Source organism: Mycobacterium sp. NGS49 (assembly GCF_059812565.1).
Window position 1 is genome coordinate 455,963 of record NZ_JCALCX010000001.1, and the last position, 13,686, is coordinate 469,648.

The 13,686-nt window shown below is 66.3% G+C and carries 11 protein-coding genes; 3 read left to right on the top strand and 8 right to left on the bottom strand.

The window, feature by feature from the left end:
• Positions 1 to 3: 3 nt before the first annotated feature.
• Positions 4 to 1,938: a DNA primase gene (gene dnaG, locus AC5Y7D_RS01990; protein WP_499920894.1), complete on the bottom strand. Its 1,935-nt coding sequence runs from the start codon at positions 1,936 to 1,938 to the stop codon at positions 4 to 6.
• Positions 1,939 to 1,947: 9 nt separating this feature from the next.
• Positions 1,948 to 3,222, bottom strand: coding sequence for a deoxyguanosinetriphosphate triphosphohydrolase (locus tag AC5Y7D_RS01995; RefSeq protein WP_499920896.1), 1,275 nt, complete (start codon positions 3,220 to 3,222; stop codon positions 1,948 to 1,950).
• A 253-nt stretch (positions 3,223 to 3,475) separates the two neighbouring features.
• Between AC5Y7D_RS01995 and AC5Y7D_RS02000 the strand changes: the two genes are divergently transcribed.
• Both AC5Y7D_RS02000 and AC5Y7D_RS02005 read left to right on the top strand, forming a co-directional pair.
• Positions 3,476 to 4,402, top strand: a complete 927-nt coding sequence (locus AC5Y7D_RS02000; RefSeq protein WP_499920898.1) for an esterase family protein — start codon at positions 3,476 to 3,478, stop codon at positions 4,400 to 4,402.
• 58 nt (positions 4,403 to 4,460) lie between these two features.
• Positions 4,461 to 6,458 (top strand): TPM domain-containing protein, encoded by a 1,998-nt coding sequence (locus tag AC5Y7D_RS02005; RefSeq protein ID WP_499920900.1) that lies wholly within the window; start codon positions 4,461 to 4,463, stop codon positions 6,456 to 6,458.
• Positions 6,459 to 6,624: 166 nt separating this feature from the next.
• On the opposite strand, the gene AC5Y7D_RS02010 is transcribed toward AC5Y7D_RS02005, so the two are convergent.
• The 5 genes from AC5Y7D_RS02010 to AC5Y7D_RS02030 all read right to left on the bottom strand — a co-directional run bounded on the left by AC5Y7D_RS02010 (position 6,625) and on the right by AC5Y7D_RS02030 (position 11,343).
• Entirely contained in the window at positions 6,625 to 6,909 is a 285-nt protein-coding gene (locus AC5Y7D_RS02010; RefSeq protein WP_065142966.1) for a WXG100 family type VII secretion target, read from the bottom strand.
• A 59-nt stretch (positions 6,910 to 6,968) separates the two neighbouring features.
• On the bottom strand, positions 6,969 to 7,265 hold the full coding sequence (locus AC5Y7D_RS02015) for a WXG100 family type VII secretion target (RefSeq protein ID WP_065036524.1): 297 nt from the start codon (positions 7,263 to 7,265) through the stop codon (positions 6,969 to 6,971).
• A gap of 131 nt (positions 7,266 to 7,396) precedes the next feature.
• On the bottom strand, positions 7,397 to 7,726 hold the full coding sequence (locus AC5Y7D_RS02020; protein WP_499920903.1) for a hypothetical protein: 330 nt from the start codon (positions 7,724 to 7,726) through the stop codon (positions 7,397 to 7,399).
• A gap of 286 nt (positions 7,727 to 8,012) precedes the next feature.
• The gene (locus tag AC5Y7D_RS02025) at positions 8,013 to 9,554 is read right to left on the bottom strand and encodes a phospholipase C (RefSeq protein WP_499920977.1); all 1,542 of its coding nucleotides are present in this window, start codon (positions 9,552 to 9,554) and stop codon (positions 8,013 to 8,015) included.
• A 199-nt stretch (positions 9,555 to 9,753) separates the two neighbouring features.
• Entirely contained in the window at positions 9,754 to 11,343 is a 1,590-nt protein-coding gene (locus tag AC5Y7D_RS02030; RefSeq protein WP_499920905.1) for a phospholipase C, read from the bottom strand.
• A gap of 622 nt (positions 11,344 to 11,965) precedes the next feature.
• Here AC5Y7D_RS02030 and AC5Y7D_RS02035 point away from each other — a divergent pair.
• A complete protein-coding gene (locus AC5Y7D_RS02035) occupies positions 11,966 to 12,688 on the top strand; it encodes a GAP family protein (protein WP_499920907.1) in 723 nt (240 codons plus the stop codon).
• 109 nt (positions 12,689 to 12,797) lie between these two features.
• On the opposite strand, the gene AC5Y7D_RS02040 is transcribed toward AC5Y7D_RS02035, so the two are convergent.
• On the bottom strand, positions 12,798 to 13,686 hold an 889-nt coding region (locus AC5Y7D_RS02040), incomplete at its 5' end, for a PPE family protein, SVP subgroup (protein ID WP_499920909.1).

The window sequence follows — 13,686 nt, forward strand, 5'->3', positions numbered from 1 at the left end:
GCCTCAGGCGGTGAGATCGTCGCCGCTGGCCTGTTCGAGCAGGCTGCGCCGGTAGGCCTCCATCGCGACCAGGTCGCCGAACAGCGCGTGGTACTCGTCGCCCTGCTCGATCGGCGACATCCGCTGCAACTTGGACTTCACCTCGGCGATCTGACGTCCCATCCAGACTTCCTGCAGCCGGGCCAGCACCCCGCAGATGTAGCGGGGCAGCTGTTCGTCGTCGGCGCGGATCGCCTCGACGCCCAGTTCGCTGACCAGTCCGGCAGTGAGCGCCGAATTGGTCTGCTGGCGCACCATGTCCAGCCATTGCGCCCCACTGACGCCGGCCGATGTGCCGCCGGCAGCCTCGATGGCCGCGCGCACCGCGGCGTAACCGGGGTGAGTGAAGCTTTCGACCGTCAGCGTGTCGAACACAGGACCGGCCAGGGCCGGAAACTGCAATGCCGATTTGAGGGCCTCACGCTGCGGCCACAGCGTCGGGTCGCGCGGGTCGGGGCGCGCACCCGCGGCAGCCCCGCCGACAGTGTCTCCGGCGGACTGAGCGGGCTGCTGCGCACCGCGGCGCGACGTCCTGCCACCCGCCCCGCCCTGGCTCGCGCCCGGCACCATCCTGGCTTGGCTGCGTACCCGGTCGAGGACCTGCGCGACGTCGTCCCAACCGACCCAGCCGGCCAGTTGGCGGGCATACTCGTCACGCAGAGTCGAGTCTTTGATCTGGCTGACCATCGGCACACACCGGCGCAACGCGGCCACCCGGCCCTCGGCGCTGTCCAGGTCCAGTTCACCGAGCGCGGTGCGAATCGCGAACTCGAACAACGGTGTTCGCCGGGCCACCAGGTCGCGAAGGGCCCCGTCGCCGGATTTCAGCCGCAGGTCGCATGGGTCCATGCCGTCGGGCGCCACCGCGACGAACGACTGACCGGCCAGGTTCTGCTCACCGTCGAAAGCCTTGAGCGCGGCCGCCTTTCCCGCTTCGTCCCCGTCGAACACGTAGATCAACTCGCCGCGGAAGAAACTGTCGTCCATCATCAGCCTGCGCAGCATCGCCAGGTGGTCGTCGCCGAACGCGGTGCCACAGGATGCGACGGCGGTGGTGACCCCGGCCAGGTGCATCGCCATCACGTCGGTGTAACCCTCGACGACCACCGCCTGGTGCCCCTTGGCGATGTCGCGTTTGGCCAGGTCGATCCCGAACATCACCTGCGACTTCTTGTACAGCAGCGTCTCGGGTGTGTTGACGTACTTGGCCTCCATCGGGTCGTCGTCGAACAATCGCCGGGCCCCGAAGCCGATGACCTCTCCCGAGGCGGTGCGAATGGGCCACAGCAGCCGGCGATGGAAGCGGTCCATCGGGCCCCGCCGACCCTGCCGGGAAAGCCCGGCCGCTTCCAGTTCTTTGAACTCAAACCCTTTGCGCTGCAGATGCTTTGTCAGCGTTTCCCAGCCTGACGGCGCGAAACCGCAGCCGAACCGGCGGGCGGCCTCGGCGTCGAAACTGCGGTCGGTCAGGTACTTTCGGGCCGGAGCCGCCTCGTCGGACTGCAGTGCCTGCGCATAGAACTCGGCGGCGGCGGCATTGGCCGCGACCAGCCTGCTGCGGCTGCCGCGGTCGCGCTGCACGCTGGTGGCCGGACCGGTGTAGGTGATGGTGTAGCCGACCCGGTCGGCGAGCAGTTCGACGGCCTCGACGAAGCTCGCGTGTTCGATCTTCTGGATGAAGGCGTACACGTCGCCGCCCTCTCCGCAACCGAAACAGTGGAACTGATGGTTCAAGGGCCGCACGTGGAACGACGGTGACTTCTCGTTGTGGAAGGGGCACAGGCCCTTGAGCGAGTTCGCACCGGCATTGCGCAGCTGAACATAGTCGCCGACGACGTCCTCGATACGGGCCAGTTCGCGGATGGCGGCGATGTCGCGATCTGGGATCCGGCCGGCCACGGGCTCAGTCTAGGCCGTCGTCCCGCCGAGTTGGCCGGCGTCGATCCGTTCCAGCCGCCCTTCGGTGTAGGAAGCGATCTGGTCCACGATCACCCGCAGACGCGCTCCGTCGTCGGCGGCGGTGTTGAAGGCCGCGGCGAACATCGGATCGAGCGTCTGCGGTGCGCCGGCCTGCAGCCACTGCGCCACCCGATGGATGCGTTCGCGCTGACGGGCCTGGGTTTCCAGGTGCCGCGGATCGGACATGATGAACTGCAGGGCCAGGATCTTGAGCAGCGCAACCTCGGCCCGCACCATGTCCGGCACCTGCAAGTCGGCCTGGTAGCGCAGCAGGGGCCCCGGGCCGGAGGCGGCACGGGTGGTCGCGACTGCGGCCGTGGCGAACCGCCCGACCAGCTCGCTGGTCAACCGCTTGAGCGCAACGGCAGCAGCCAGCGTGGCGTCGAACTTGCCGACCGAGGCCACCACCGGCAGCCCCGACAGCCGGCCCGCGGCCTGCATCAACTCGTCGGCACCGATCCGCGGGAACTCGCCCTCCCCCAGCTCGGCCAGCGCGGCCACCTCGTTCTCGTCGGCGAGCACGCGCAAATCGATGCGTTCGGAGACGACGCCGTCTTCGACGTCGTGCACCGAGTACGCGACGTCGTCGGCCCAGTCCATCACCTGGGCTTCCAGACATGTCCGTCCCGCCGGGGCACCCTGGCGCACCCAGGCGAAGGCGGCACGGTCGTCGTCGTAGAAGCCGAACTTGCGGGTGCCGTCGGTCCGCGGCCAGGGATACTTGGTAACCGCGTCCAGGGCGGCGCGGGTCAGGTTCAGACCGGCGCTGCGCCCCTGTGCGTCAAGCACTTTGGGCTCAAGGCTGGTGAGGATGCGAAAGTTCTGGGCGTTGCCCTCGAAGCCGCCGTAGCCGGCGGCGACCTCGTTGAGTGCCCGCTCGCCGTTGTGTCCGTACGGTGGGTGGCCGATGTCGTGGGCCAGACCCGCCAACTCGACGAGGTCCAGGTCGCAACCCAGCGGGATGGCCATGCCGCGCCCGATCTGGGCCACTTCCAGCGAGTGGGTCAGCCGGGTTCGCGGCGTGTCGCCTTCGCGGGGTCCGACCACCTGCGTCTTGTCGGCCAACCGCCGCAGCGCCGCGCTGTGCAGTACCCGCGCCCGGTCACGCGCGAAATCGGTGCGGAGCTGAGCTTCCGTACCCGGCAGACCCGCGGTTTTCGGCGCTTCGACCACCCGCCGTGCGCGGTCGAAGTCGTCGTAGGGGTCGTGCTGATCGGTACTCACCGATCCACAGTCTGCCAGGACGAACCCGGCGACCGCGGGTTAGTGCCGGTCGCGTGCCCGGCGATTAGACCGCCCAGTTACGGGTACCAATCGGATCACCGGGTCGGATCCAGGTGAGGCGGAAAGCGGCAGAGAACGGGCGAGCAGCACTGCGCGCCCGCGATCCGGTGGCCACCGGCAGCCACGGCAGGCCTGCAGGAGAACGTCCTCCAATCAACAGGAGTCATTGATGTACGAGCCCAAGAGACGTTGGATGCGTCGACTGACCACCGCGGCCGTGGCGGCCGCGGCGTTACCTGGTTTGCTCGGTGTAGCCGGCGTTGAACCGGCGGCCCGAGCCACAGCGCCGGAATTCCTCCAAGTTCCCTCGGCGGCCATGGGCCGGAACATCACCGTGGAGTTCCAGCAGGGTGGGGCGGCGGCGGTCTATCTGCTCGACGGCCTGCGGGCCCGTGATGACCGCAACGGCTGGGACATCGAGACCAACGCCTTCGACGAGTACCAAGGCTCGGGCATGTCGGTGGTCATGCCGGTGGGCGGGCGCTCGAGCTTCTACGCCAACTGGTACGGGTCGGCCAACGGCGCCACCTACAAGTGGGAGACTTTCCTGACCAGTGAGCTGCCCGGCTACCTGGCCGGCAAAGGCGTCCGGTCGACTCGCAACGCCGTGGTCGGCGTGTCGATGTCGGGCTCGTCGGCGTTGATTCTGGCGGCTTATCATCCCGGCCAGTTCGCCTACGCCAGCGCCCTGTCGGCCTATCTCACTCCCTCGAGCGGCAATGGGCCCACCCTGATCAAGCTGGCGATGAACGACGAAGGCGGGTACAACCCCGAAGACATGTGGGGACCATCCGGCGGACCGGGCTGGCAGCGCCACGACCCCACCGTGCAGGCCGGCAGGCTGGCCGGTAACAACACCCGCCTGTGGGTCTACAGCGGCAACGGCACGCCATCGGAGTTGGGCGGTGGCGGCAGCCTGCCGGGCCAGATCATCGAGCAGGTGGTGCTGCAGAGCAACGTCGACTTCCGCAACGCCTATACCGCCGCCGGCGGCCGCAACGCCACGTTCAACATCGACGGCAGCGGTCAGCACGGCTGGGGTTACTGGAATGCGCAGCTGGTCGCGATGAAGGGTGACATGCAGCGCACGCTCGGCGCAGGCGGAGGCGGACCGGCCTGACATCCCGCAGGGCCATGCCGGTCGCTGAAGCAAAGGTCACCAACGTTTAATTAGCGCTATGCGCATCGCTCGCCTACTCGGCGTGTTCCTGACAATGGTGGCGGTAGGGCTGAGCGGGGGGCTGTTACTGGCGCCCCCCGCCGGTGCGCAGCCCCCGTTCCGGTTGGCCGAGTACCTCACCGACAAGGCGAACGTCCTCAACGATGCGGATCGCGCCGCGGTCACCGCCGCGGTCGACAAGCTCTACGCCGACCGGCACATTCGGCTGTGGGTGGTCTACGTCGACAACTTCTCGGGTCAAACCGCCGAGAACTGGGGTCAGCGCACCTTCCGCGCGAGCGAGCTGGGCAACTACGACGCACTGTTGGCGGTGTCCACCACCGGGCGGGCCTACTCCTTCCTGGTACCCAACGGCATGCAGGGCGTCACCCCGAGTCAGGTAGACAATCTGCGGCACAACCAGATCGAACCCGCACTGAGGAACGCTCAATGGGGTGCGGCGGCGATGGCGGCGGCACAGGGACTCAACCAGACGACCAGCTCGACGAGTCGTTACGTGCTGCTGGGCGCCCTCGGCGTCATCGTTCTTGCGGTGCTGATCCTGATTCTGGTGATGCGCCGTCGCGCCCGCCGACGACGCGCCAACGCGGTGGCCGCGGCCCGGCAGGTCGATCCCACCGACGCGACGGCGCTGGCCGCGATTCCATTGGACATCCTCGACGACTTGTCCCGGGCGAAAGTGGTGGAGGTCGACAACGCGGTACGCACCAGCTCCAACGAACTCGCCCTGGCGGCCGAAGAGTTCGGCGAAGAGCGCACGGCACCCTTCACCCAGGCCGTGAACAACGCCAAAGCCGCACTCGCCCAGGCTTTCACGGTGCGTCAACAACTCGACGACAGCATGCCTGAGACGCCCGCGCAACGTCGTGACCTGCTTACCCGGGTCATCGTCTCGGCCGCCAATGCCGACCGCGAACTGGAGTCTCAGACCGCGGCGTTCGAGCAGTTGCGCGATCTGGTGATCAACGCGCCCTCCCGGCTCGATGCGCTGACCCAGCAATACGTCGAACTCACCGCCCGGATCGATCCGGCGCAGCGACGCCTGGCCGAGTTGAACGACGAGTTCGGTACCACCGCGCTGAGTTCGGTCTCGGGCAATGTGGCCACCGCCAAGGAGCGCCTGGCGTTCGCCGACCGCAATATCGGGGTGGCCCGCCAGCAGGCCGACCAGGTCGTGAGCGGGGCGCAGAGCCGTCTGGTGGACTCGGTGCGCGCCGCGGAAGCCGCACTGGGACAAGCGCGCTCGCTCCTCGACGCGGTGGACAGTGCGGCCGACGATATCCGGCGCGCAGTGCAGAACCTGCCGTCGGTACTGGCCGACATTCAAGCGGCCATTCAGCGCGCCAACGAGCAGCTGCAGAAGACTCAGGGCAACCAGACTGCGCACACCGGCGACTTGATCGCCGCGCGTGACGCCGCGGCGCGGGCGCTGGACGGCGTCGGCGGCTCCGCCGACCCACTCGGGACGTTCGCCCGGCTGACCAAGGCTGACGCGGAACTCAACCAGACGCTGACCACGGTGGCACAGGAGCAGGCAAACGCCGAACGACTCGTGCGATCGTTCGAGCAGGCGCAGTTCACCGCGCAGGCGCGGGTACACGCGGTGTCGGAGTACATCGACACCCGCCGCGGCAGTATCGGGCCCGATGCCCGTACTCGGCTGGCCGAGGCCAGACGCCAGCTGGAGGCCGCGCACACCCGCAAGTCGTCCAACCTGCCCGAGGCCATTGCCTATGCCAACGGCGCTGCGACGCTCGCGGCGCAGGCTCAGTCGCTGGCCAACGCCGACGTGCAGGCGGCGCAGCGCGCCGCCTATGCCCGGCGCAACGACGGGGACACCGGCGCGATGCTGGGCGGCATCATCATCGGCGACCTGCTCAGTAGGGGCATGCGGGGGGGCTTCGGCGGTTGGAGCCCGACATCTTTCGGCGGGTCGTCGTCAGGCTCCTCCGGCTCCTCAGGTGGTGGATTCATGGGAGGCGGCGGGCGGTTCTGAGCCCGCGGGCCCGTTCTGAGCCCGCGGGCCCGTTCTGAGCCCGCGGGCGCGCCCAAAAAAAACTGCGCACACCCACGTGGGTGTGCGCAGTTTTGTTCCGTTCAGAAGGCCCGCGACGGGCGCACCGGGCCGCTGCCCGATGCGCCGCCGCGAACCTGAACTTCGATCAGGCCCAGCTGGACCCGACGGCGCTGTCGGTCTGCGCCATGTTGTTGCCGGCGCTCTGGACCTTCTGGCCGTGAGCGTTGGCCTGCTCGTAGATCACCTGGAAGTTGCGACCCAACTGGGCGATGAACTCCTGGCAAGCCACCGAACCGGCGCCGCCCCAGAAGTCACCGGCAGCCAGCACATCGCGAACGATGGCCTGGTGCTCGGCCTCCAAGTTGGCGGCCTGGGCGCGGATCAGCGCGCCGTGCGCGTCGACGTCACCGAACTGGTAGTTAATGGTCATTGAACTGGTCTCCTTAGTTTGTGAAAGTTTTAAGCTGCAGCGGCTTTCGCCGCATTGGGCTAGCTGCTGAGGATCTGCTGCGAAGCCTGCTCTTGCTGCTCGTAGTTGTTCGCGTCGCGGATCAGTCCGTCACGCACTCCGTGCAGCATGTTCACAATGTTGCGGAAGGCCTGGTTCATCTGGCCCATGGTGTCCAGCGAGGTCGCCTGAGCCATACCGCTCCAGCCGGCGCCGGCGATGTTCTGCGAGGACGCCCACATGCGACGGGCCTCGTCCTCAACAGTCTGGGCGTGCACTTCGAAGCGGCCCGCCATGTCCCGCATCGCGTGCGGGTCAGTCATAAAGCGTGTTGCCATCTCGGCTTTCTCCTTTGGGTTAGTGGAAGTGTTGCTTGGAATTCTCAACCAGTTTGATTGATGTGATCACCGGGCCCGGACTTTCCGGAACCGCTAATCACCCGTAGACATCGACAGTCATTCCCTTTCTCTCATCCGGCTGCCGGCGAATGCGGGACCACGCTGTTGCCGCGTGGCATCTCGAAACGAGGTTCGGCGTTCTCCGCTTCCCACTGTTTCCACTCCGCCCACTCATCCCACTCGCCGTTGCCCGGTTCGATCGGTTCCGGATCGACCGCACCTGGCACCACGGCGACGTCATCGACACCTGGTTCAGACTCCTTCGCCCAATGGTCGTAGTCGTCTGGGGGCACAGCTGTACCCCAGCTGAGCGGAACGGATAGTCCGCCGAGCATCCCCGACTCACCCCGTTTCGCCGCCACAGAATCGGGCGGCAAGGGCGGACCAAGAGGCAAAAGCACGCCTGTCCCCTTTCAGTGCCGATCTCCATACTCCTGCTCCATGGTAAGTACACACCACCGAGCACCAGAATCGTAAGACAATCCGGCGAACAATGTGGGCTAATTCCGGGATTCCTTGCCGCTACCACCCCCGACCGCCCTGCCACCCGGTCCGCTGCCGGCACGACCCTTCACATCTGCCCGAGCCGAACGTGGCGGTCACCCGGTTCGCCGTGGTCCAGCCGCCGCTGACAATCCGCACACTTCGACCGCCGCGAGCCCGGATCCGCGCTTTTTCTGCCTGGATTCAGCAGGGTCCGCTGGGCAGACCGCGGACCGGCTGGGTTTCCTGGGTGGGCATCATCTGGGGGAAGGGCACCCGGTAGGGAATGGACGTCTTGGTCGTCGTGCCCAATATCGCGTTCGGGACGCACTGGGGCAACTTGGGCAGTGCCTTGAGCCGCGGGTGATCCAGGTTGGGCTTCGACGCGTTGGGCGGCTGGGCGAAGTTGAACGTGGAGGTCATATCGCCCACGGTCGCGTTGCGCCACGCGCTGAGGTTGGGCACCGGCACGTTGAAGCGGGTACTGATCAGCTTCAGCGTCGAGGTGTGGTCGAAGGTGTCGTGGTTCATCAACGGCCCGCGACTGTAGGGGGATATGACGATGCAGGGCACCCGGAAGCCCAGCCCGATCGGCCCCCGAATCCCGCCGGAACCCGGAACGGAGTTGATGTCGGGCACCGTGAGGTACTCGCCCGGGGTGCCGGGCGGCGCTGTCGGTGGGACCACGTGGTCGAAGAAGCCGCCGTTCTCGTCGTAGTTGACGATCAGCGCGGTCCGTTCCCAAACCGCCGGATTGGACAACAGGATCCGCAGCGCGTCGACGATGCCCACCGCGCCGATCGAGACGGGGAATGCCGGGTGTTCGGACAACAGGAAACCCGGAAGCACCCAGGACACCTTGGGCAGCCTGTTGTTCCGGACGTCGGAGGCGAAGTCCAGGGGGTACGTCGGGGCGACACCGTAGCGCGCCAGATTGGACCGCGGATTGGCCGCTTGCTTGAAGTCGTTGACCAGGCCGTTGTAACCGACGACGGTGTTGTTGAGCGGTCCGAGCAGCTTGTTCTGATACACCTTCCAACTCACCCCGGCGGCTTCGAGGTTGTCGGGCATGATGGGCCAGCTGTAATGCTGCAGCGGTTGAATGTTCGGCTCCAGGATGACCGGGCCACCCTGCGTCCCGTCCGGGTCGATCCAGGCGCTCATCCAGTACAGGCGGTTGGGTGTGGTTCCGCCGAGCAACGAGCTGTGGTAGTTGTCGCAGACGGTGAACGTGTCGGCGAGCAGGTAGTGAATGGGTATGTCTGCGCGCGTGTAGTGGCCCATCGTCACCGGTACGTTGCCCTGAACCGCGCTGATCTGCGCCTGGGCGGGCAGCCAGCCGTCCATCGCGCCGCCGTTCCATGACTGGTGCTGGGATATCCAGCCGTGGTCCGGGTCGTTGACGCATTCCCCTGCGACCAGCGGGCCGCGGGTGGTGTCGAAGCGGAAGGGCATGGTGATCGCGGCGGGGTCGTTCGCCTGGGTGGCCGGGTTCCAGCCCTTCTGTTGGAACACCCCCGGTAGGGCATTGGGGTCCTGAAAGCCGGCGGTGCCGGACATGGTGCCGAAGTAGTGGTCGAACGACCTGTTCTCCTGCATCAGCAACACGATGTGTTCGATGTCGGTCAGGTGACCGCTGCAGGGTCCCGCGCCATAGGCTTTTTCGATAATCGGTCCGGCCAGGTCCATGAACGCGCCGGCGGTGGTGGCGGCAGCGGCTTTCGCCAAGAATTGCCGACGGGTCATTCCGTCGACTGGGTGTTCGGTCCCCACATGCCCTCCTTGCAGGCGTCTTGCACCGCTTCCCGATCACGGTATAGTTGCGCGGTCGATCGGCCCTTATACACCGACCGGCGTGTCGTACCAACGGTGTTTGCCGAATGGCGAAAATGGTTCTAGTTTCGATTGGCTCGCTTAACGCCGTTTCGGCTCAGGCATTTCGGCCCTAGCAGAGGCCGCTGGCGGTCCCGCGGACCGGCTGACTTTCTTGAGTAGGCATACTCTGCGGGAACGGGACCCGGTAGGGAATGGCCGGCAGGACTCCGTCCGTCGTTCCCAATACCACATTCGGAATGCACTGGGGCAACTTCGGCACCGCGGCCAACAACGGGTGGCTCAGGTTCGGTTTCGACGGATTCGGCGGGCTCGCGAAATTGAATGCCGACGTCATATCGCCGACGACACCGTCGCGCCAGGCAGTCAGATTCGGGACGGGAACACCGAACCGGGCGCGAATTAGTTTGAGCTGGGAGGTGTGGTCGAACACGTCGTGCGCCATCAGCCCGCCCCGACTGAACGGCGAAACGACCATGCACGGAACTCGGAAGCCGAGACCGAGTGGTCCGCGAATACCCCCGGAGCCTGCGACGGCGTTGATGTCCGGCACGGTGACCCACTCGCCGGGTGTGCCGGGCGGCGCGGTCGGGGGCGTCACATGGTCGAAGAACCCACCGTTTTCGTCATAACTGATGATCAGGGCGGTCTTCTCCCACACCGCCGGGTTGGACAACAGGATGCGCAACGCCGTCACCATGGCCACGGCGCCCAGCGCGACCGGCAGGGCGGGATGTTCGGACTGGATGAAGTTCGGGACCAGCCAGGAAACCCGCGGGAGCCTGTTCGCCTTCACATCGGCGGCGAAGTCGACGGGATAGCCGGGCGCTATTCCGTACCGTGACAGATTCGACCGTGGATCACCGGACTGTTTGAAAGCCTGAACCAGGCCGTTGTTGCTGATCGGGGTGTTGATGAAACGGCCGGCGTCCTTGTTCTGGTAGACCTTCCAGCTCACACCGGCCTGTTCCAGGTGCTCTGGCATGATGGTCCAGCTGTATTGGTGCAGTGGCAGAAAGCCCGGTTCGACGAGTTGCGGTCCGCCGGCAATACCGGCCGGGTCATTCCATGCGCTGAGCCAGAACAGTCGGTTGGGCAGGGTGCCGGTCAACAGCGAGCAATGATAGTTGTCGCACATCGTGAAGGTGTCGGCCAGCAGATAATGGATCGGAATATCTTTGCGCGTGTAGTAACCCATCGTCATGGGGACGTAAGGTCCGGTACGGGTTTCCGATTGCGCGGGCAGCCAGTTGTCATTGGCGCCGCCATTCCAGGAATGGTGCATCGCGGCCCACTGGTGCTCAGGGTCGTTGACGCACTCACCGTCGAGGAGTGGCCCGCGGGTGGTATCGAGCCGGAACGGCATCGTGATTCCCGCGGGGTCCAGCGCCTGAGTGGCGGGATTCCAGCCTTTCTGTTGAAAAGCGGGCGACGGATCGTTGAATCCTCTTGTGCTGGATAACGTTCCGAAGTAGTGGTCAAACGACCGGTTCTCCTGCATCAACAACACGATGTGTTCGATGTCGGTCAAATGTCCGGAGCAAGGGCCGGCACCGTACGCCTTTTCAATCACCGGGGCGGCGATGTCGGTCATCAACGCCGCCGCGCCCGCGCCCGAGAGTTTCGCCATAAACTCCCGGCGCGACATCCCCCGCAGCGGATTCTCGATCACTGATTTCGCCCTTCTGCCCAATTCGAACATCACGGTATAGTTACGAGACTGGGCAACTGCGAAACGGGAACCGGCGTGTCGCGTGCGATTTCCCGGTTGCCGGCAAACGCGCCGACACCGCCCTTTCGCCGCCCACCGGCCCGCCATTTCCGCAAGAGCGTCGGCTTCCCCGCACCGGGTTGAAATACGCTGCCCGCCAATGCATCTCGGTTCCCGTTGCCCGTACTGTCCGGTGCCGGCAGCGGTCGAAGTGGCCGGTCGGATTTCTAGAGCAGCAAAAACCCGCGCGGCCGCACCGATCGACGACGCCGCCCGTGGCCCCGCACCAGTGCTGTGGTGGCGCCCGATCACCTGGCGGAATGACCGCGGAAATTCGACCCATAACGGTTATCGAAGGAAAAATTTATCTAACCTCACATTCCTAACCGATCCCTCATAGAGCCATTCTGCCGACGTTGCCGCCGGCCAGGGACGATCGGATTATGCGAGGTCAGTGGCCCTCCCGCAGGCTGTTTGAATGCCAGATCCGCTACCGGTTTCCTTACTGCAGCGCCAGAAAAGATTGGCGACGGGGGTTATTGCCCGGTGATCGCAAAATCGGTGTCCGCTGCCGGGTTCCGCGACAGTTATCGACGTTGTAGCGTCCGTTTCCATGTGGCTCACGGTGCTGGTGTTAGCTCTTGTGGCGACTGCGGATCCACTACGGATCGGCGTAAGCGTTGCCCTGTCGTCGCGGTCGCGGGCCCTGGGACCACTTGCCGCATTCTGGCTGGGCGGCGTGGCAGTAAGTGCGCTGATGGCCGCCGGAGTGTTCTTCGTGCTGCGCGACTTCGTCCTCACCACGATGCATCGGGTGCAACTGGCCACCGCCACTCCCACCGCCGGCCACGTCCAGATCGCGATGGGGGTGGTGGCCTTACTCGTCGCGGCGGCGGCCATTGGGCTCTTGCCCAGGCGACGCATCGGGCCGGGCGGGCCTGAAGCCCATGCATCCCAGCTGCAGCTGCGGACGTCGGCGACCCTGTCGCGGGTGTCGGCGCGCGCCCAAGATGCGTTGCAGGCCAGGCCAGTCGGAGTGGCGTTCGCCCTGGGCGTGGGAATGTTGGTGGACTTCCGGTTCCTGGCAGCGCTGACCGCCATCCTGGCTTCCGGCGTCACCCTGGGAACTCAGATCAGCGCCGCCGGCCTGTACACCCTGATTGCCCTGAGCTTCGTGGAGCTTCCGCTCGTCAGCCGACTCACGGCACCGGCCGCGACCGACCGGGTGATGTCCGCGGTGAACAATTGGGCCACGGCACGCCGCCAACAGGTTTTCGCGTTCGTCATCGGCCTGCTCGGCATCTTGCTGATGACTCGCGGAATCGGCCACGCGTAGGCAGTCGGTCACGTTGTAGCGCAACACAACTCAGTGGCCGTGGACCCTACAGACGAAAAAGCGCGGGCGACGCATCCCCCATGCGTCACCCGCGCCGTGACTATCCGGCCTATCCGACGCCGGTCCGCGGGATCACGCTCGGGCGGTTCTGCACCACGTGCGGGCTCGCACCGCCGCGGCCCATCATGCCGCCGGGCATGCCCGCTCCGGCACCGCCACCGCCCATCGGCATCGGCATCATCGGCATGCCGCCGCCCATGCCGCCGGCGGCTCCCGCCGCCTGAGCCATCTCCGCGGCATTGACACCCAGACCCGACATCGCGCCGCTGGCCATTCCCTTGGGCACCGAACCCTGCCAAGTGGGCGGCACCGACATCGAACCCACCAAACGGGCGTTGCCCAGACCTGCCGACATCCCGGCACCGAGACCTGCGCCGCCACCGCCCAGGCCCTTCATCGGGTTGACGTCACCGACGAACTTCGGCGCGTCGACAAGTCCGGCAGACGTTGCCCCGGCCAGTCCGGCCGTGCTCGCACTCGCCGATTGCCCGGCCTGCATCAGCGGGCCGATCAGCATGCTGGCCGGCATCGCGCCCGCCTGGAACATCGCCATACCTGTCTCCAGGGGCACCGCTGCCGCCGCTGACTGCACGCCCGCGACCAGTCCCGGAGCAGCCGCCATCACGCCCTGCATTGCCGGGCTCACCGCCGCGGAGGCCGTGGTCGCCAGCCCGGTGAACTGAGCACCGATGTTCGCGGCCATTCCCGCGAGATCAACCGGCGGCAACGCGAACGGCGTCAGGCTCTCGGCGACCGCCGTCGCACCGCCGTAATAGCCCACCATCGCGGCCACATCCTGGGCCCACATCTCCACGTAATCGAACTCATTGGCCGCGATCGCCGGAGTGTTGAACCCCAAGAAGTTCGTCGCGATCAACGTCAACAACGACACCCGGTTGGCCTCCACCACCGCCGGAGGCACCGTCCCCGTCAACGCT